We start from the raw sequence: 20,608 nt of genomic DNA on the forward strand, positions 1-20,608 counted from the left end.
CCTTATTTATCTTTTTTCTTGAACATGCCAAGCATGCGATCAGTAACGAGATAACCACCCACCACGTTGATGCTGGCCAGCGCCACCGCTGCGGTACCAAGAATGGTCGTTAGCAAATTGTTGTCGCTACCCGAGGCTACCAATGCTCCCACTAACGTAATACCCGATATCGCGTTAGAGCCTGACATTAAGGGTGTATGTAAAGTTGCTGGGACTTTTCGAATTAACTCAAAACCCAAAAAAGCAGCCAGTAGCACGATGAAAAGTAGGTAAATGATTTCCATGATTAGGCTCCTTTGTATGCGTTATTAAGCATGTCGTTGGTGATGCTACCGTCGTGAGTAATAACACAGCCGGCCAAAATGTCGTCTTCTAAATTCAGCCCAAAGGTTTTGGTTTCATCGTCAAAGAACTCATCCACAAGGTTGTAGATGTTATTGGCGTACATGTCAGTGGCGGCTTTAGCCACATACTGGCTCCAGTTACCATTACCAATTACCTTTACACCGTTAACTTCAACGGTTTCGCCAGCAACCGAGCCTTCAACATTACCACCTGATGTTGCAGCCATATCTACAACCACACTGCCCGGCTTCATGAGTGCTAATGTATCTTTTGAGATAAGCACTGGTGGTTTGCGACCAAATAACTGCGCTGTCGTAATAACAATGTCAGAGTCGGCAATCGCGTCGCGTTGCGCTTCTTGCTGCTTCGCTTTTTGTTCATCGGTCAGTTCTTTTGCATAACCGTCCTTCGTTTGGCCTGTTTCCCCAATGTCGATCTTAAGGAATTTGCCACCTAGCGATTCTACTTGCTCAGCCACCACAGGGCGGGTGTCATAAGCAAGTACGTTTGCGCCTAAGCGTTTCGCGGTTGCTATGGCTTGAAGACCCGCTACGCCAGCTCCAATAATAAATACCTTTGCTGGTTTTATTGTTCCTGACGGTGTCATCATCATAGGTAATATTGATGGCAACTGATTCGCCGCCTGCATCACCATTACGTAACCCGCAAGACTCGCTTGCGAGCTCAATGCGTCCATTTTTTGTGCACGAGAAGAACGAGGGATCATCTCTACAGAAATAGCGGTTAGCCCCTTTTCTGCAATAGACTCAACAAGCGATTGCTGAAAGAAAGGGTCGAGATGACCTACCACAATGGCCCCTTTTTTCATCAACGCTAGCTGTGCATCGGTGGGTTTGTTCACCGCCACCAGCATATCTGCTGTTGATAATGCATCATTCACATCATCGATGACAGTTACGCCTACATCTTTGTATTCTTTATCTGAATACCCTGAGTGTACGCCCGCCCCCGCTTCTAGCAGTAAGGTCGCCCCTTTTTTCACCAGACGCTGCGCACTACTAGGTGTAGCCGCACATCGCTTCTCCACATTATTTAGCGGATCTGGCGCTTTTGACTCATTTAATATTATGATTTTCACACGCTTCTCCTCACATTCCGGCTATCCGAGAATGACACCCTTTAAACAGTACTAAGCCATTTTATTCACTTATGCCTAGCATTCTCTAGCGAAATCAAAAACAGAACAGGCAATTTCTGTATTTATTTTGCTTCGAATAGCACCCCTCATTCCGCTTATTTTTCAAGCGAAACTGCGGCAAAGCTACGCTATATGGGCATACATCACTAGTATCATTTACTTACGAGTCATAACTAATATTTATATAGAAATGGCATACAGGCGATAAATGAAGTGGATAAAGAAGCATTTATTCTGTGAATACATTAATAATTGTACACTTTTTAAACACACGTAAAGGTGAAATACGATAATCGATGTCGAAGAAATCACGCCTTTTAAATAAGGTGATTCAATTAATTTAAAAAATTGTTAAAAAAATTTGGGGGATTTTACAAACCGTGTCGTCTTGATGAATTAACAGCGAAATGCTGTGAGAGAAAGCCAAGTGGGGTGCACACCATAAGGCGCATTAAAATTAACGATTAGGACACACACCATCATGTATAGGAAAACCAAGCTTGCATGCTCAGTGGCAGCAGTTTTAGCGTCGGCTATTTCTGCGAATAGTGCATTTGCCCAAGACGCGCAACCCAATAAAGACGTAGAAGTGATTGAGGTAAGTGGTATCCGCTCATCGGTTGCAAAATCGATGGATGTTAAACGCAGCTCTGCTGGCGTAGTCGACGCCATTAGCGCAGAAGACATCGGTGATTTTCCCGATACCAACTTAGCTGAATCACTACAGCGTATTACCGGCGTATCTATCGACCGTTCAGGCGGTGAAGGCCAGCTAATTACCGTACGTGGTTTTGGACCACAGTTTAACACCGTGTTGGTAAATGGCCGTCAAATGGCGTCTGAAAACGATTCGCGTGCGTTCAGTTTCGACACGATTGCTTCTGAGTTAGTAAGCAGCCTTGATGTGCATAAAACGTCAACGGCCACAATGCAGTCTGGTGGTGTAGGCTCTACCATTAATATTAATACCGCGCGCCCGTTCGCATTAAACGGTTTTAAAATGGCGGGCTCGGTAAAAGGCGTGTACGACGAAAATAGCGAAGAAACTACGCCGCAATTTTCTGGCCTTATTAGCAACACGTTCAATGACGACACCTTCGGTGTATTACTTGCCGTTTCACACCAAGAGCGTGAGACTCGCCTTAACCAGGCTCAGATGGACGGTTGGCTAGAGAACGTTGGCGTGCCAAACCCTGTTACGCAGTCAGGCGATGCTTGGACAGGCAATGTATTTTCACCGCGAAACTACGATCACAAAGTGACCTTTGAAGAGCGTACCCGAACAAACGCTAATCTTGTATTCCAATATGCACCTAACGACAAACTGGTTGTAACTGCTGACGCACTGTATTCAGATTTTGACGTAGAGTCTGAAGCAACGTCGTACGGCCACTGGTTTACCGCGCCTAACATTCAGGGTGTAGGTGATGACGGCAGCCTGTTTGATGAAAACGGCAATCGCCGCAGCCCAACGGTTGATGCAAACGGTACTATTGTCGATTTATACCAAGAGGTAGGTTTGGCGACCGATATGCACGCCAAAACGTTCGACCGTTTAACTGATACCTATGCCATAGGCCTTAACTTTGATTACCAGTACTCTGATAATCTGAATTTATCGTTTGATTTAAGTCATTCAGAAGCCGAACGCGAAGCCAATAATGGTGGCGGCGATCAGCTTTCACTTATTGGTTATGCCAACCGCGTACGATTCCAAGTAGATGACAACATTTTACCAGTTGCCAGCATGTTCGCTTCGCCTAATGACAATATTTATAGCGGACAACAAGAACTAGATGGCGCGATTGTTACTGGTCCTGACGGATTCCCTATATACAACCCTGCACTGACACCTGATGGTGTTAGCAATCATCTTGATGAAGCGAACAGCCGAGCTCACGTAATGCTGCGTCGAGGCTGGGCGGTAGAAGATGAAGTGAGCCAGCTGCGCTTTGACGGCGAATACGTAACAGATGGCAGCGGCCTAACTGAAATTCGCTTTGGCGCACAGTACAGCACCGAAACCAAATCACTTACCCGTTGGGACAATGAAGGTGTAGGTATTCACTGTACTTACTGTGGTTACCCAGACTTGCCCGAGATCCCAGCAGGCAGCCAATACGTTTTTGACGCAGGCAGCGATTTTCTTTCTGACGTAAGTGGTAGCGGTCGCATGCCCACCTCTTGGCTTGCCCATGATGGCGAAGCCAACTTTGCGTTTTTAGAATCTTACTATCAAAGCGTAAATGGTGATTCGATTAGTTTTGATGCGGTGCGCCGTAACAACAGCTTTGAAGTTGAAGAAGATATCATCTCTACCTATATGGAATTCGACTTTGAAGGCGAAGTTGCAGACATGTTCTTAAGCGCAACCGCTGGTGTGCGTTATGAAATGACGGATGTGACGGTTAACGGAACGCAAGCGCCAATAACAGGCTTAACGATTCTGGATCAAACCGAAATGCTGGCTGGTTTTGGCGATGCGCAAAGTATTGCCACTGAGTCTGATTACGACGTGCTATTGCCAAACTTCAGCGTACGTTTGGAAATTACCGACGACTTAATTGCGCGCTTTGCGGCGAGTTCAACTATTACTCGCCCTACGCTTAACAGCATGTCGCCGGTAACCGTAATTACGACCACCCGCCAAGGTGGTGACTTAACGTCTACCAGTGGTAACCCTGCACTAGAGCCATTCAAATCGGACAACTTGGACTTGTCACTAGAGTATTACTATGACGAAGCAAGTTATGCATCAATTGGTTATTTCAGAAAGTTGGTATCGAACTTTATTGTTAATAGCCAAGAAGACAAAACCTTCGAGCTTGCTGACGGCAGCTTGCTAACCGACCCTTCTACAGGCGCTAACGCTAGCGCGCCAGATGCGGGTGACGACGTTGCTGTGTTTACCAATACTCTGCCAAATAACGGTGAAGACGCAACGGTAGACGGCTTCGAGCTTGCGCTTCAGCACACTTTCGATAATGGCTTTGGGGTGCTTGCCAACGGAACTATCGTTGACAGTGACGCCGAACTCGATCCATTCGATATTAATCAGGTATTTGCACTAACCGGGTTAAGTGATTCTTACAACTTGGTGGCATTTTATGAAACTGACGATTATCAAATTCGTCTTGCCTATAACTGGCGTGATGAGTTTGTTCAGTCGTTAACACAAGGGCAGGGTGACGGCCCAACCATTGTTGAGTCTTATCAACAGCTTGACATTAGCGGTAGCTACAGCGTGACAGACAATGTAGAAATCTTCTTTGAAGGTATTAACCTTACAGAAGAGTTTGTACATAAACGCGGTCGCTTCTCTAATCACTTGCTGTTGGTTGAAGACAGCGGCAGACGTTGGGCCTTCGGTGTGCGCGGAAACTTTTAGTTTCGCGTAATTGGGGCCGACATTTGTTGGTCCCACATTCGTGGCTACCCTTTGGTAGCCACAGTTTTTATTCAGGAAATCAGTATGACAACAGCAACTCCCATAACGCACATTGTAGTAGTCGGTGGCGGTAGCGCAGGGTGGCTAACGGCTGGTCGTATTGCAGCGCAACATCAATGCGCTACCCGCAAAGACATTAAAGTAACCTTAATAGAAAGCCCCAATGTGCCTATTATTGGCGTGGGCGAAGGCACTTGGCCAACCATGCGCTCAACACTAATTGCATTGGGTATTAGCGAAACCACTTTCATCAAAGAATGCGACGCCACATTCAAGCAAGGGGCAAAGTTCGCTAAGTGGACCAGCGGTGAAGAGCACGATTTTTACTACCACCCTCTCATGCTGCCCCAAGGTTTTTCGCAAACAAATTTAGGCCCTTATTGGCAGTCTGTTGCACCAGAATTAAACGAATCTTTTTCCCATGCAGTATGTGTTCAGGAAGCGATATGCGAAGCAGGTTGTGCACCTAAAAGCATACGCCACGCAGAGTTTGCAGGCACCGCAAACTATGCTTATCACCTAGATGCAGGAAAATTTACCGCCTTTTTAACCAAACACTGCACTGAAAAACTAGGTGTACACCATGTGCTGGCCGACGTTAACCGCGTTGAAAGCAGCAATAACGGCGATATCAAAGCCCTTAATACCGAGCAAGGGGTAATAGTAGAGGGCGACCTTTTTGTTGACTGTACCGGCTTCAAATCTATGCTGCTTGGTGAGCATTACAAAGTGCCGTTTATTCCCTGTGACGATGTACTTTTTATCGACCGAGCATTAGCAGTACACGTGCCTTATGACACCCCGCAAAGTCCTATTGCTTCCCACACTATCTCCACCGCACAAGACGCCGGTTGGATTTGGGATATCGGTTTGCAGTCACGCCGAGGTGTAGGCCACGTCTATTCCAGTAGGCATCAGAGTAAAGATGACGCCTATGCTCGCTTAGACACATACGTTCGCCAAACCAGCACGTTAAACGGCATAGATGGGATAAACGTAAAAGACATTACTATTCAAAGCGGACACAGGCAGCGCTTTTGGCAAAATAACTGCGTGGCTGTTGGGCTAGCGGCGGGCTTTCTAGAGCCGTTAGAAGCCTCAGCGCTTGTACTGGTGGAGCTGTCTGCCTCAATGATTGCTGAACAGTTACCAGCAAACCGAGCCGTAATGGATATTGTGGCGAAGCGCTTTAATGACACCTTTTCTTACCGTTGGCAGCGAATTATCGACTTCTTAAAGCTGCATTACATGTTGAGTAAGCGAGAAGACAGCGCATTTTGGCGGGACAATCGCGATAGTCATACTATTCCGGATTCATTAAAAGAATTACTCGCACTGTGGCAATACCACCCACCTAGTGACAAAGACTTTACCAGCAACAACGAGGTATTCCCCGCGGCAAGCTATCAGTATGTCCTGTACGGTATGGGGTTCACCTCAGATTTAGGCGCACATCAGCAATGGGTTAACGCCGACTTTGCTAAGCAACAGTTGATGCAGAACAGAAAAGCTCGCGGCATGGCGGTGGAGAAACTGCCTAAACATCGCGAACTTATTAATAAAATTCACCAATTCGGCCTGCAGGCCGTTTAACGTAAATCAATAAGCAGGGCCTACGTATGACTCACATGGTTGCCATTAATAATAAACAACATGCAGATTTGAAAGTAACCGACGATGCATTGTCACTCAGTGCCAATCAGCACCTTGTTCCTGTGGTGGTCTCTGAACTCAACAAGCTTGTGGTACATTACCCCGTGGTGATCACCAAGTTTGACGATTCTGGACAATTTGGCTTATCTGCCTTATTAGGTTTTGAAGAAAAAGAAAACCTATTTTGGCAACAAGGTGAATGGGATGCGGTTTATATTCCCGCACAGTTTGAACGCCTGCCTTTTTATGTAGGAACGGAAGCGCAAAGCGCTGACAGCAGCAACCGGGTGCTGTGCATTGATATGGATAACGCTTCAGTAAGCGAAGAAAAAGGCACACCGCTTTTTGATAACACGGGAGAGCCCAGTAACTACCTGTTAGAAAAGCAGCAGATCCTTGCTCAGCTTCTTGACGGTGAAACGCAAAATCAACGTTTTATTGCCGCGCTGCAACAGCACAACCTTATCACACCATTCACCCTAGATATTACCTTTGAAAACGAAAGCAAAACGTCTATAACAGGGTTATATACCATTGATGAAGATAAGCTAGCGGCGCTTAGTGCTGACGCGATTGCTGATTTGCATGCACAACACATGCTGCAATGCATTTACACGCTCATAGCGTCAAACGCACAAATCTATGCCCTTATCGACAAAAAGAACAAGGCGAATAAAAACGCAGACGCATGGTTTCAAACTACAAATTGATTAAGGTTGGTGAGCAAGCCACACCGATTGTTGTTATCGATGGTTTCATACCAGACCCGCTGAGTTTGGTAGAAACAATTGCTCAACACCACCCGTTTACAAAACGAGATGGCGACTTTTATCCGGGGGTGAGAAGTCACCCGCCCCAGGAGTATGTCGAACACCTACATACCTCGCTTCCGCTGCTGTTTAGCCAACTTGCTTCGCATAATGGGCTACAAGATTTTGGCGTGGAAAAGCCGCTTCAAATACCCCTAGTGCAACTTTCCATAGCCAATCAAGAGCCGAAAAATTTGTCGCCCATTCAATGTATTCCACACATCGATACGCAAAAGGATAATGAATGGGCATTGGTACACTATCTGTTTAGCGCACCTTTGGGCGGTACTGCATTCTATCGACATATTGAAACGGGGTTAGAGCGGGTTAATGCAGCGCAATACGAAGGCTATTTTAAAACCTTAAAACGTCAAGCCACCAGCGTAGGGCTACCACCTAAAGCGTACATAAACGGTGATACCGCCATGTTCATCCAAATCGCCCGCATTGAGCCTATGTTTAATCGCGCCGTGTTGTATCCAGCCAACTTGCTGCACAGCGGCTGTTTACCTAACGATATTTCGGATTCTGTTGATGTGAAAGAAGGCAGGCTAACCGCAAACGCCAGTATCACGTTTAAAGGGTAAAACGCTCAGCCCTAATAATGAGGACTATGAAAACTTCAGATAGCGATTTGCGATAGCTGCCTTTGGTAGTGCTCGTTACGTTACTGCAATTTTAAGATTGACGACTAATTCATTAGTGAAAGTGTAATAGACGCGATTTCATCCGTGCCCGTTACGGTTATTGGTGAAGTCAGGCTATCAAAGGTAAATGGAATTTTCTCATAGCTTCGACCGCCGTGCTCTCTAGCCACTTCAACGTGAAGTATTAACGACGAAGAGTTTGCGCTTTGTCCAAAATCATCCAATCCATCCCACTCTATGTGCAAGGGCGCGTTTTTCTTTGTAGCCCCGGCAAACCCATCGACTAAACCTTCATTTTTCCGACCCACTCTTCGCCACCATGTGCGCAGCTCGCCTAGCCACCTTTCGCTGGTGCCGCGAAGCGCCAAGCTTTTTACTAGCCGGTTCTTTTCGTCGCTTATCCACACGCTTACGTAAGGACCGCGATAATCTGCAATGTCAAATAGCGGTAAGGTGATATCAATTGAGATGGCGTGGCCATTTTTTTCAGCCTTGTTTTTACCCGACGTGCGAGCCGTATAGGTGTTGCTGGTAAATACCCTGCCATTTTCATCAATTAACTTCAGCGCTAGTGATGGGTTCGCGTTAACTAACTCCATGGCTTGCTGCGCTGTTTTGGTTGCCGAAAAGTGTGCTAACAACATGGCTTCAAATGCGTTATCCGCCACTGATATGGCTTGAAACTTGGCGCTAGGCCAACCGTCACTGTGGCTTAACACGCCCTTTTCTAAAGACGCCAGCTTTGAAGTAGAAAGTACTGGGCGTTGCCACGGCCTGATGTATGCGATGGTGCTTGGATTACTAACAGCGTCCGTTGCGCGGCCATTTTGAATTACAGCCTCTTGCGCCACGGTCCCCTGCCAACTAAAACCTTGGTTCGACGCGTGGGTTTCTAGCCCTTGCGCGCTAATGTGGTAAGAACGAATATTAATTGATGTCAGGTAGTGAGCAATGCGATCTACGGCAAGAGAAGCTGTGAACTCGGATAAATCCCACTGGATAGGTGACGCAAATGCCACGCTGTTATCGTCATTAAAATTGACCTCAGCAATGCGCGCCACACGAGCAAGACGTCTCACTTCGCGACGCGAAAGGTCATGCTTACCTTGAACATATTCGGCCCAATAGTCATAAAGCGCACCGTTGCGGCAGCTTATGTTACCTTCAGTCCGATTAAACCAATCCTCGCACCGCTTAATGGCACTGTACAGCCACGCCGGAAGTGTACCTTCGTAACGTTGATTAATTTCGCTAAGCGCACTCGTTGCGTTTGATTTATCTAGCGTTTGATAGGTGTCTTTAATCAGTAGATCAATATTCTTTTGCTCAATGGCGCTAAGTGTCTGCTCTTCGTACAGGGTTATTTCTGTGTTAAGTGTGTGGGAGGTTGCTTCTGGTGATGGTGCAGGAAACACATACAACTCGGCCTTAACAGCATAGCTGGCGGTAAATACCGCCAGATATAAAAGGAAACGCCCAACCATTATTCGCTGACTTGTGCAGTGGTGGTGTCACTTTGCTCCTGCTGACGTGGCGCAGGCGCTGGATCAGCTAACGTTAAGTAGCCATCACCATTAGTGTCGTAGCGATGAAAGGCATTAAACCCAGACACCATGTACTCTGAAAATGTCATTTTGCCATTCTCGTCTGTATCAAGAACTTCAAAGCGAACGTAAGTTTGTTTAATTTGCCCTTCATGGGTCTTCTCGATCTGTGCATCCAGCCTGTCTTCAAACTCAAGCACGTATTCTTGCTCTGTAAGCTTGTCATCACTGTTTTCGTCTGTACGCTGGAATTGCGCTTTGCGAACGGCGTGAAACTCTTCTTTTGTTACCTTTTCGTCACCGTTTTGGTCGTATAAGGTGACAAAGCCTTCAATATTGTGGCTGGTCGGCATGCGCAACATAGGGCGCTGTACTAGCTCAGGTTTGTCATCTTTTTCCTGTGACGCCGAGCGACGGGGCGCTGGTTCAGGGTCGCCCAGTGCAACTACACCATCATTATCACTGTCCATACGCGAGAAACTTCGCTCACCCACCGCGTTTACTTCATCAATAGTAATGAACTCGTCATCGTTACTATCGACAGCATGGAAACGTATGTGAGTTTGTTTTACCGATGCTTTTCTGTCTTCAGCTAACCGTTTTTCTACTTTGCCTTCCCACTCATAAACGTATTCACTTTCATCAAGTACACCGTCTTTGTTGGTATCAGACGCATTGAAGCGAGCGCGTCTGGCATCAACGAACTCTTCTAATGGAAGTGACTCGTCTTTGTTTAAGTCATAGGTCAATATAATGCCGCTGGCGCTATGTGGTGCCGCTACTGCCGAAGCGCTAATACAAAGCGCAGATACAACGGCTAAACTTACTGTTTTAAACATAATTATCTCCTTGTACCCTCAATGATTAATAGGCTTCGAATGATAGTGTGGTGGTGTAGCTATAAGTGGGCACGTCTGCACCATCAGGCGCGTCGGTACGCAGTCTTACTTGCATCAAATAGACATCTTGTGCTGAAGGAGTAAATGACGCTTGCCCTTTGGCATTTGTCGTTAATTTTTCTACATCAGATTCTTCGGCGAACTGATCTTTTCCTTGGTACACCGAGATTTCATGATCGGTAACAGGCTTACCGTTAAACAGAACTTTGAAATTAAAACTCTCGTTGGCAAACAAACTGTTAGGGTGATTAATTGCCACGATCTCTAAGCCGTCGTTTCTTGGCGCTAACGCCTGTTCACTTGGCCCTTTCTTCGTTACGTACGTTGTTGCAAACGTAACTGATTGAAAGTGCTCTTTTAGTATCGCACCTTCAGGTAGAGGCTTTTCATTACCTCGCATAGAGCCTCGCTCACCGTCCTTTTCATACACGCGAAAAATTGCCCCCATGCGTTTTCCGGTCGAAAACTGGTAAGTCCCTTCTTCCTCTAAAGTGTGCTCAAGAACATTACGGGTAGACAGATCGACAACCTTCTCCACACTCACTTGCTTGCCGCTAGGGGTTACCACTTCAAACGATGCATTCGTAATTGCCGCTTCTGGTACAAAAAATTGTTCTGCAAAAGATGCATCCAGCGTGACTTTACCGCCTCTAACCGGTTCAAACTGAAGCGGTTTTAGGTAAGCCACGTGGGCTAGAGCAGCGCCACTGAAGCAGCTTGCAATAAGCAAGGGTAAACTGATGAGCGTGTGTTTTTTCATGGTTTTTTATTTTCTAGTTGTGTAAAAGTGAAATCATACTATTGCAAATGATAATGGTTATCAATAGTATTACGATCGATTTTTGACGCACGAAGTGTCAAGAAATCGCTTTGACAGGCGCGATTTAAGAAAAATAAAAATGATATCAACCGACGCAAACAGGAGGTTTAGCGTTGATACGAAATACTAATTATTTGCACTTTTATTAAAAATTGGAAAAGAACAATGAAATTTAAACGCTCAACGGTAGCTATTTCGCTTGGCTGTGCGCTAACACTTCCTGCCCTAGCTCAACAATCAGAATTGGCAGTTACAAAGGCCAAAAGTGAAGAAACCCTGACAACGACTGTCGAAACCGTGCTGGATGCACAAACTCTGTCAAAGCGCTCAATTACAAATATTGAAGATACCGCTCGCTATATCCCAGGAGTACAAACTAATGATACGGGTAACCGTTTCGGTAACGATGGCTTCAACATTCGCGGCTTGGAAGGAGACGCCGTAGCAGTAACTGTAGATGGCGTCGGTCAAGGCGAAACGCTAAACCCAAGCTCATTCGCCGCTTATGGAATGTATGGATCGAGCCGCGGCGAAATTGAATTGGAACACGTAAAAGCCGTCAATATCACTAAAGGCCCAAGCGCTGTCGCGCAAGGACCAGGCTCCCTTGCAGGCTCAGTTACCTACGTGACCAATGAAGCGAGCGACTTTTTACCTGCCACAGGTGATGCTACAGGCGTTAAGTTGAAAACCGGTTTTGATGCACGCTCTGACGAATGGCTAGTACACGGCACCGTCGCTAACAGAACGGGTAACTTCGACTCGCTATTGCAATACACAATGCGCGACAGTAGTGAAACAGAAGCCCACAGCCATGGTGAGAATATCTCTGGCTCAGCACGTGGTCAGGCTGACCCGATGGATAATCAAGTCGATGCAGTTTTACTTAAACTTGCTTATAACTTTTCTAAGCACCAGCAACTAGGCTTTGTTTACGAAAAGACAGACAGAGAAACGAACGGCGTACCTCTTTCTCGCCAAAGTGATTCTTATTTTGACTTCACCTCAGCGGATGAAAATAACCGCGAGCGAATTGGGCTTTTCTTTAACAACGAAAACTTGGGCCTAGCGTTTGCTGACAGCATAGATGTGACATTGAACTATCAAGAGCTGTTTTCATCGGGTGTAACCAGCTTTCTTTACGGCAGTGCAGACGGCGACGCTATATTGCGTACCGAAGACCGCAATTTCAGCCAGGACTCATTGAGTTTCAATGTTGATTTGGCCAAATCAATCACCGGAGAATTTAACCATGAGATTATTTATGGTTTTAGTTTTCAACAGGTGGACGCTGAAGCGGTGATGTTTGACCGCAGGTTCGCTGGACAAACCGCGGACTCGCCTATATTAGACGGCTACCCTATTCGCGACCAAAGCTTTGTTCCAGAAACCGAAAAAACGTTAATTACAGCCTACCTAGCTGACACGGTTGAACTTAGCGAGCAATTAAGTGTAAACCTTGGACTTCGCTACGATTCAACCGAATACACGCCTACTGTAGATAGCACATTTTCAGACCCCACAGGGTTAAGCATCACAGACAGCGAGTTTAGTGCGGTGGTTGGTGAGATTGGTGCAACCTACGAATTCGTAAAAGGTCATTCTATAAATGTCCGTGTTGCTCAGGGCTACCAAGCGCCTACGCTACAAAGCTTATATTTTGGCACGAACTCAGGGGATGAAGTTACCGACATTATAACTGGTGACACCTTTATTGATCTTGATCGTATAGCCAACAGTGAGCTTGATGCTCAAGAGTCGACTAACTTTGAACTCACTTATATTGGTGATTTCGAGAACGGGAATGTCAGCGTGTCGGTGTTTAGAACTGAGTACACCAACATGATTCAAGACGAGACTTATTCAACGCCTTATGGCACTGAAGTAACTACCGTGCAGTGCGGTCGTTTCGGTTGTGAAACTGTAGTGAACACTGATGATGTATTCACGCAGCCACAAAATACGGGTGAACTGACTGTTGACGGTTTTGAAGTTACCGCCAATTATCATTTTACCGATAATGTATCAGGTCGTTTTGCATATACAGCGTTGGACGGTACCTACGACACCGCGTCTGCTTTCAACAATGCAGGTGACGACTTAGAAACCGTATCGCCAGATACCGCAACAGTTGGATTAGGCTACGTATCTGATGAAGGTGATTGGGGCGCAGAACTTGTCGCAATTTTGAGTAAAGGGGTAGAAGAAAGTACTCAACTTAGCTACACCTCGTTGAACAACGGCGCAGGTCCATCGCATACGCCTGCAGGCTATGCTGTTTTCGACCTGCTCGCCTACTACGACATTACTGAAAACCTGCGCTTTACCACGGCAATTTACAACCTTACAGACAAAGAGTATTACCGCTGGGAAGTACTTAATAGCGTAAGAGACGGTACTGGTGGTTTCTTTGGCGGCGTAAGCGGCAATGGATACCAGCGCTACTCAGAGCCAGGCAGAAGTATAAGTGCCTACGTCACTTACCAGTTCTAATGTAACCAAAGTGCAGGCCATACTGAGTTCAACTTAGCCAAGTGGCCTGCTATTCACTCAAGTATTCTCCCATGAATGTTTATGAAAGTTTGTTCACGAAAATGGGTGATCGAAAGTTCCTGTTCAAACGTTTTCTCGCTATCTCTCTTTTTAGGACTTTCACTATGTTTGGACTTTTTAAAAGCAATCCAACCAAAAAGATGCGGAAGCAGTATGACGCCCTTCTTGAAAAAGCCATGCACGCGCAAAGAAACGGTGACATAAAGACTTATTCATTGCTTACCGCCCAATCAGAAAAACTGTGGAAAGAAATAGAAACACTGGAGAAGAATACACAAGGAACATAAATGCTAGGCGCTTGCACATTGCGTGTGACCGAATACTAATACGTGATGTTTACACCTAAGGCGTAGCGCGCCCCCGCGTCTTGCACAAGCAAGAGATGATTGCTGAATCGGCCGCGCTTATGCACGGTTTCGTTAGTAATATTGATTCCTTCAAAAAATACAGAAACCCTCGGGCTAAATTGGTATGAAAGGCTCATATCCCACTGCTTGTAGGGGCTAACAAAGGTAGGCTCGGTGCTTTGGGTTTGGTTCAGTGATTGCAAGAACCCTTCTCGCTGGTTCCAGGCCACCCGCCATTGCAGCGCATTTTTTTCATAAAAAAGCACCATGTTTTTTGCACCCGACAACCCTGTAAGTGCGAAGGTTGAACGGATATTGGCGGTGTCTAATTCAGCGTTGCTGTCTACAAAGCTCGCATTGGCCTGAATTCCCCACCCTGACTCGCCAAACAAATGCTGTACTGCTACCTCTACCCCTTCAACCGTTGCAGACTCACCGTTGCTAGGAGATATTACGGAAAACTGCGCTAATGCATCAGCATCATCAACCGCGTTTGGATCTGTGCCGGTGCTAGGGTCAGTCACGTTATTAAAGGTTTGTGTACTGCTTTCATTAACAATGAAATTATCTACCGTTTTTCTAAAGTAACCTGCCGATATATAGCTATTTTCCTGGTAGTAATGCTCAATGGCCAAATCAATGTTTTTTGCCTCAAAGGGCAATAGCTGTGCGTTTCCGATACGCGCCCGCAGATCACCACCTTGTCGCGTGGTGGTGTAAGTTACGCCCGGCGCCATCTGTTCTAAGGTTGGGCGGGTGATACTGTGATTATAAGCCGCGCGAAATACCCAGCTATCTAACCAGCTGGCTTTAAAACTTACGCTAGGTAAAACATTGGTGTAGTTTGACGATTCATCAATGCTTACCGAGGCGCCAAATTCTTGCCCCAGTTCGGTTTGGTCTAAAATAACTAACGCCGACAACTGTTCGTCGACACCACTTACTTTTACGTCAGTATACTCAGCCCGTAGCCCTGCATGCACATCAATAAACCAAGGCGCAAAATCCTTTTCAATAGCGGCTTGAACATACCCCGCATACACGGTTTCCTTAACCGCGAAAGAACTCCCCCGAGTTTCAGCGGCTAAACTGACATCACCGGCGTTCTCCAAGTAACGAAATAATGTATCGCCGTCGTGACGCAGCCACTGATGAGGTATGTTCTCATGCCCACTAATTGACCCAAGAAAATCGTCGCCAGCGTCAAATATGGTTTGGAAGCTATCGGGAATATCAGGTGCATCAAAATAGCCACAAAAACTGCAGTGTCTTGCGTCGGCTTCGTTGTCTCTTCTTTCGTTGGCTTTTTCTCGCTGAGTTAATGCTCCGCCAACGTCAATTTTGCTAAACCAGTTATCGTCGCCAAGCACGCTTACATTGATTTTTCCTTGCCCTATATCGTCGTCAACACTCCATCCTCTGCGCAGCATCACATGAGAACGGCCGTTAGCTGGGTCTAAGTAATGGGATACCCCCACAGGCTCCCCCAAAGCGTTAACTTGACGAGGGTTGGCTTGTTCAAAGCCCGATATAGCCGGCAATATGTTTGATTGAGTATGGTCAAATGAAGAGCGATTTAGATAACCGATAAGCGAGAGAGAATTGCCCTCTCCGTTATTGTCATCGACATTAGCCATTGAATAAGACAGATCAGCATCAACAATTACGCTATCGCTCGCGATATAGTTTGCTGCAAAACCGAAGCTTTTTAAAGTCGACGAACGGTTAAATGTGCGCGCGTGAAAGTCGGTGGCGTGCCCACTGTTTTGTGAAAAAGCCACCGCCGTGCCGTTTTTATCAACCGTAACATCTTCAAGATTACTTGATGTAAACCAATGCCCCATTGAGGTTGCCGAGGTCTCCACATCGAATGTCGACCCCAAATAGTCGGCAGTAAGCTCTAGCTTGTTGTTAGGTCTATACTGTAAAACGAGTGCAGACCCCGTACGGGTCCTATCGTCAAAACGCACTCTTTGATCGTAATTTCTGGGAACGTATAACGTAGGAACGTCTTCAGAAAGCTCACTTTCAGGTACGTTAGTATTCACCAACCATCCATCGATTTGCGCTTCTTCTAACCGCGCTTGGCGCTTGTGCTGAGTAAAAGAGGCTAGAATACCAAACGAGTTATTTAAGTAGGTGTTGCTGAACATGGCAGACGTTGAAGGCGCGTATTGTTGCGAGTTGGTATCGTACTGCATTTTGACGCTGCCAGCCGCCCGCATTCCCTTGAAGGATAAAGGTTTAGCAGTTTGAACATCGATCGTAGCGCCAATGCCACCCGACTGCATGGTCGCCTGACTTTGTTTGTGTACGGTTACACTGCTGACAATCTCAGAAGCCAGTGTATCAAAACTGAATTCGCGCCCGAGCTTATCGGTTGCCATGGGCCTGCCGTTTAATAAAACCCGATTAAATTCCGGCCCAAAGCCCCTCACCGTAACAAGTTGCCCTTCCCCTTCTGCGCGGTCGATAGATACGCCAGACACACGCTGCAGCGCTTCTGCGAGGTTTTGATCGGGGAACTTACCCATATCCACCGACTGGATTGTATCAATGATGACGTTCGCGTTGCGTTTAATCCCCACCGATTGAGCAACACGCGCTCGCAAGCCCCTTACTTCAATGTATTCAATGTCGTAACTACCTTGCTCATCCGGTACGGTCACCAAGCTATCGTCTTGTGCGGTAATGGCGTTAAACAGGCGACCTAGCAAGTGATTGTTTTCATCGCCATCGCTAGCAGGCACTATTTTTATGCGTGTGTTATCAACAATATCAGCACTCAGGCCCGTACCAGCTAAAAGCTTTTTAATTGCCTCCTGCGGCGTATAGTTACCACTTACTTCGTTGGCAAAGACATGTCTGACTTTATTGAAGGGAAAGACTACGGTCAGCTCGGCCTGGTTTGCAAACGCGATGATCGCCTCATCTGCGCTTTGTGCGGGAATAGCGAAATTTATCGCTGGAAGCGGTGACTTATTTTGAGCAATTACTTCGGCTTGTTGGTGAGGAAGCACCGATTGAGCAATAGCGGTGTGACTTGCGCCGAACGACACCATACACAGCGCAACCGTTAAAGCTTTAGGCTTAAAAGGCAGCTTGGGTTGTGTGTCGAATGGGTTATTTGCCACAGGCATATTTGTATTTACGCTATTGTTATTATTAATTTATGAAGGGGAAATGCCTACGCGTCACCCTCCTCTTTATTGTTGGTGTTGTTTTAAACTAGCGCCGCATTATATACAACCCATTAACAAATTTAATTTTTGAGCGATAATGTTGAAAATACTGGGGGAAAATAGCGTGGCTGTCGTCTTAGTAAGTAACAACGATAAAAAATAACAATATGCCCATAGAAACAGCCATACATAATGCCTATATGTCGGCGCGCGGCTCGATGGCCAAAATGCTATCGCGCCTTGTGCCGCCTAAAGAAGTCGACGACATACTACAGGATACGTACGTCCGCTTGTGTCAGGCTAAATCTACTGAGCATATTAAAGAGCCTAAGTCGTTTTTGTTTAAGACCGCAAAAAACTTGGCTTACGATCATTTAAAGCGTGCTGATACGCGCATGGTAGACGACAGCGTAGAGGTTGCGGCGGCGCTGGAAAGTGCAATTAGCGGTGTTGAAGATGAAACATTTCACAACAACGCTACCCAGCAAGAGTTTAAGTTGTTTTGTGATGCAGTGCGCGCCCTACCCAAACAATGCAGGCGCGCATTTGTGTTGAAGAAAGTGTATGACTACTCTCTTAAAGAGATTGCCCAGGAATTAGAGATAAGCGAAAAAACCGTGGAAAAGCATATTGCTGAAGGGATTAAAAGATGCACCTTATTTATGCGACGACAAACAACGTCGTATACACGGCCGAACGCTTATCAAAATGGTGGGCAACACAGCTCGGCGGATGTAAAGAGAGACGCCCATGAATAGTTCTAAAAACGAAACTAAAACCGACAAATCAGACACCCAAAGCAACGTTGTTCAATTTAATAGCGATGATCGAGTGCTTGATACCGCCAGCGAATGGCTTGTGAAACTCGACGAGGGGCTTGATGCCGAAGAAATGCAAGCGCTAAAAAAATGGCTTGCAACGCCATTGCATCGAGACACTTTCCTCGAAATGGTAGCCTTGTGGGACAAGATGTCGGTGCTTAGCGAACTGGCTGAGATCGTACCTCATACACCTGAGCCTAGCGTCAAACACAAAGCAAACCACACCGTGAATTGGAAGCGCCCGCTGGCCATTGCTGCCTCGATTTTAATGGTCGGGCTGTTAAGTTATCAGGGGCTAAATTTATTCTCGCCGTCTAACCAAACCGAACCTGTTGCACAAATGGCAAGCTACTCGTTACAAGCTTCGACCAAACCGGGCGAGCACAAGAGTATTAGCTTAGAGGACGGCAGTACACTATGGCTTAATACCAACTCTCAAGTGAACATCGCTTTTACTGAAAACTCACGGATTATTCAGCTTGTCAAAGGTGAGCTTCATATCGAAGTGGCGAAAGACAAATCACGCCCGCTCAATGTACTTGCAGCCGGTAAAGCCATACAGGCGGTTGGTACTGCTTTTAATGTGCAATATCACCGCGGCGACCTTGAACTGGTAGTTACCGAAGGCGTGGTAGAAGTCGCCAGCTATACACTTAACAAAGCGAATGGCGAAAGCATTATTGATCCAATTATTAAACCGCAGGCTCAGCCACTGACGTTAGTTCAAGGTGAAAAATCGCTTTTATCTTTGCCTAACAGCACCGTTGAGACCGTGTCAGATGAAGATATCGCGAATGATTTAAGCTGGCGTGAAGGCAAGATTGTATTTCGCGGCGAGCCATTAATTGACGTGATTGAAGAAGTAAGCCGATATACGGACAAAACGGTTGTTTTAGGTGATGCTGCGCTTGCTAACATGCAAGTAGCAGGGCTATTCAACACCAATGATGTAGACGCGCTTATTGCCGCCCTTGCCGACAATTTACAGATATCTACAGACTACTCTAGCGACACTATTGTCCTTCGCCCCCGTTAACGGTGGGTTTGCTCATAAGTTATTACTTAGCATTATTGAGCTACAAACTAAACACAAAGCGCGTTCTAAAGCTTAACTCGCGCTTTTACCTACTCCCCCTTACAATGACGCCTTATATCAGTCTGCATGCATTGGTATGATAGATAAATGCATCAAACAATAAGGCGTCTTTGATATGCAAATAGGCAGTACTTTAACGGCAATTAAGCAGCTCACTTCCAGGCTACTATTTCTGGCCACCTGCGCGGTGCTATCTAATACAGCTTTCGCCATTGAAGCTGGCCAATATTACTATTTCATTTCTGACAAGTGCGTGGCTAAAGGCCCTCAAACGCCCGAAGAGCGAGGCGCCGTAACCCCAGATGTTATGCTATTTGAAGTGGTACCTGCGGGGATCAGCGACTACTACGTAAACATGAATACGAGCGCACTGATTCACTATACAGAGGAAGGGCAAGCGCACCTTTCTTCAATGGAAGCAGAGCAGGCCTATACTGCTGGTAAAGCACCGTCGAAAGACAGCCTTAGAAAAGATGGCAATGCCATCCAGCACGACTTCATGCTGCAGCGCGAAGCAATAGATTTAAAAACCCTGATAAACACGTTAAATGGTTTTTCCCAGCTGCAGTCTGATAAAGGCTACTTTTTTAAGAAAATCGTAGGCCTTTCTAACCCCGATGCTAAATTTAAAGCCATTACCCGGGTTCGCTTAAGCGATATGGGTTACGACAATCGCATGATGCTAACAAGCTACTCCAGCGATTACTTTATGCTGGATGAACAAGGTAAGGCCTCTGACACAGCTTTTATTACGGTAGATCACGGCGCAGCGCTACGCAATTCACTGCACGACACCAACAGCCCGTACGCCATATTTACCAAAAATTCAGTATGCGGTGAAAAGTGGGAGCCCGGCAATTAACAAGGTAATTAGCTAGGACATACTTTAAACGCTTGTTGAATGGATCGGGCTTGCTTCGGCTTTAACGGCTTTGGTTTTAAAAGGCTCTGGTTTTAATTACTACGATAGAGCGTTTTGATAAGGTGGTAGCCGAAACGGGTCTTCACCGGCCCGTGTACTTTGAGCACGTCTTTTTTAAATACCACATCGTCGAAGGCTTTTACCATTTGGCCTCTACGAAATTCACCAAGATCGCCGCCACGCTTGCCCGACGGGCATTTAGAATGACGCTTTGCTAATGTCGCAAAATCCTTACCCTTTTTAAGCTGCTCTAAAATAGAAAGCGCTTCTTTCTCTGTTTTAACCAAAATGTGAAGTGCGGATGCCGTTGCCATGGAAAGGACCTAATTTGTCTCGGGGTTTAAGAATAATATCGTGCACGCT

General features: G+C 46.2%; 16 protein-coding genes. 9 read left to right on the forward strand and 7 right to left on the reverse strand.

Translation table 11 applies throughout. From position 1 onward, the window contains the following. Nucleotides 1-2: 2 nt before the first annotated feature. Both ACFI6J_RS03850 and ACFI6J_RS03855 read right to left on the reverse strand, forming a co-directional pair. A complete protein-coding gene (locus ACFI6J_RS03850) occupies nt 3-284 on the reverse strand; it encodes an NAD(P) transhydrogenase subunit alpha part 2 (RefSeq protein WP_014951245.1) in 282 nt (93 codons plus the stop codon). Nucleotides 285-286: 2 nt separating this feature from the next. Further along, nucleotides 287-1,444 carry an NAD(P) transhydrogenase subunit alpha gene (locus ACFI6J_RS03855; RefSeq protein ID WP_171337241.1) on the reverse strand — a complete coding sequence of 386 codons (1,158 nt, stop codon included), beginning with the start codon at nt 1,442-1,444 and terminating at the stop codon, nt 287-289. Between the two features lie 541 nt (nt 1,445-1,985). Between ACFI6J_RS03855 and ACFI6J_RS03860 the strand changes: the two genes are divergently transcribed. The 4 genes from ACFI6J_RS03860 to ACFI6J_RS03875 all read left to right on the forward strand — a co-directional run bounded on the left by ACFI6J_RS03860 (nt 1,986) and on the right by ACFI6J_RS03875 (nt 8,001). Then, nucleotides 1,986-4,892, forward strand: coding sequence for a TonB-dependent receptor (locus tag ACFI6J_RS03860; RefSeq protein ID WP_039233753.1), 2,907 nt, complete (start codon nt 1,986-1,988; stop codon nt 4,890-4,892). A gap of 84 nt (nt 4,893-4,976) precedes the next feature. Further along, nucleotides 4,977-6,545 (forward strand): tryptophan halogenase family protein, encoded by a 1,569-nt coding sequence (locus ACFI6J_RS03865; protein ID WP_168463125.1) that lies wholly within the window; start codon nt 4,977-4,979, stop codon nt 6,543-6,545. A gap of 26 nt (nt 6,546-6,571) precedes the next feature. Further along, a complete protein-coding gene (locus tag ACFI6J_RS03870) occupies nt 6,572-7,315 on the forward strand; it encodes a SapC family protein (protein ID WP_168463124.1) in 744 nt (247 codons plus the stop codon). Next, complete coding sequence (locus ACFI6J_RS03875; protein WP_168463123.1) at nt 7,294-8,001, forward strand: DUF6445 family protein; 708 nt, start codon at nt 7,294-7,296, stop codon at nt 7,999-8,001. Before ACFI6J_RS03870 ends, ACFI6J_RS03875 begins: the two co-directional genes overlap by 22 nt. 104 nt (nt 8,002-8,105) lie before the next feature. Here ACFI6J_RS03875 and ACFI6J_RS03880 read toward each other — a convergent pair whose 3' ends face one another. Genes ACFI6J_RS03880 through ACFI6J_RS03890 form a run of 3 tightly spaced genes read right to left on the reverse strand, consistent with a single transcriptional unit; the run spans nt 8,106 to nt 11,264 of the window. Further along, nucleotides 8,106-9,545: a DUF2271 domain-containing protein gene (locus ACFI6J_RS03880; protein ID WP_239217759.1), complete on the reverse strand. Its 1,440-nt coding sequence runs from the start codon at nt 9,543-9,545 to the stop codon at nt 8,106-8,108. Continuing rightward, entirely contained in the window at nt 9,545-10,444 is a 900-nt protein-coding gene (locus ACFI6J_RS03885; protein WP_061486789.1) for an EF-hand domain-containing protein, read from the reverse strand. Before ACFI6J_RS03885 ends, ACFI6J_RS03880 begins: the two co-directional genes overlap by 1 nt. Before the next feature lie 25 nt (nt 10,445-10,469). Beyond that, nucleotides 10,470-11,264, reverse strand: a complete 795-nt coding sequence (locus ACFI6J_RS03890; protein WP_239217761.1) for a DUF4198 domain-containing protein — start codon at nt 11,262-11,264, stop codon at nt 10,470-10,472. A gap of 225 nt (nt 11,265-11,489) precedes the next feature. Between ACFI6J_RS03890 and ACFI6J_RS03895 the strand changes: the two genes are divergently transcribed. Both ACFI6J_RS03895 and ACFI6J_RS03900 read left to right on the forward strand, forming a co-directional pair. Next, nucleotides 11,490-13,817: a TonB-dependent hemoglobin/transferrin/lactoferrin family receptor gene (locus tag ACFI6J_RS03895; RefSeq protein WP_239217763.1), complete on the forward strand. Its 2,328-nt coding sequence runs from the start codon at nt 11,490-11,492 to the stop codon at nt 13,815-13,817. A 164-nt stretch (nt 13,818-13,981) separates the two neighbouring features. Next, a complete protein-coding gene (locus tag ACFI6J_RS03900; protein ID WP_039229326.1) occupies nt 13,982-14,164 on the forward strand; it encodes a DUF6435 family protein in 183 nt (60 codons plus the stop codon). Between the two features lie 35 nt (nt 14,165-14,199). Here the strand turns inward: ACFI6J_RS03900 and ACFI6J_RS03905 are convergent, their stop codons facing one another. Further along, on the reverse strand, nt 14,200-17,364 hold the full coding sequence (locus ACFI6J_RS03905) for a TonB-dependent receptor (RefSeq protein ID WP_462585725.1): 3,165 nt from the start codon (nt 17,362-17,364) through the stop codon (nt 14,200-14,202). A 209-nt stretch (nt 17,365-17,573) separates the two neighbouring features. Here ACFI6J_RS03905 and ACFI6J_RS03910 point away from each other — a divergent pair, with 209 nt between their 5' ends. The 3 genes from ACFI6J_RS03910 to ACFI6J_RS03920 all read left to right on the forward strand — a co-directional run bounded on the left by ACFI6J_RS03910 (nt 17,574) and on the right by ACFI6J_RS03920 (nt 20,185). After that, the gene (locus tag ACFI6J_RS03910) at nt 17,574-18,164 is read left to right on the forward strand and encodes a sigma-70 family RNA polymerase sigma factor (RefSeq protein ID WP_462585727.1); all 591 of its coding nucleotides are present in this window, start codon (nt 17,574-17,576) and stop codon (nt 18,162-18,164) included. Continuing rightward, the gene (locus ACFI6J_RS03915) at nt 18,157-19,263 is read left to right on the forward strand and encodes a FecR family protein (protein ID WP_462585729.1); all 1,107 of its coding nucleotides are present in this window, start codon (nt 18,157-18,159) and stop codon (nt 19,261-19,263) included. The genes ACFI6J_RS03910 and ACFI6J_RS03915 overlap by 8 nt, the downstream gene beginning before the upstream one ends. A 175-nt stretch (nt 19,264-19,438) precedes the next feature. Continuing rightward, nucleotides 19,439-20,185 carry a hypothetical protein gene (locus tag ACFI6J_RS03920; RefSeq protein ID WP_049585538.1) on the forward strand — a complete coding sequence of 249 codons (747 nt, stop codon included), beginning with the start codon at nt 19,439-19,441 and terminating at the stop codon, nt 20,183-20,185. A 92-nt stretch (nt 20,186-20,277) separates the two neighbouring features. Here the strand turns inward: ACFI6J_RS03920 and ppiC are convergent, their stop codons facing one another. Further along, the gene (gene ppiC / locus ACFI6J_RS03925; RefSeq protein ID WP_012520075.1) at nt 20,278-20,559 is read right to left on the reverse strand and encodes a peptidylprolyl isomerase PpiC; all 282 of its coding nucleotides are present in this window, start codon (nt 20,557-20,559) and stop codon (nt 20,278-20,280) included. Between the last annotated feature and the right edge of the window lie 49 nt (nt 20,560-20,608).

The sequence above is a fragment of the Alteromonas sp. G4i13 genome, assembly GCF_054960505.1.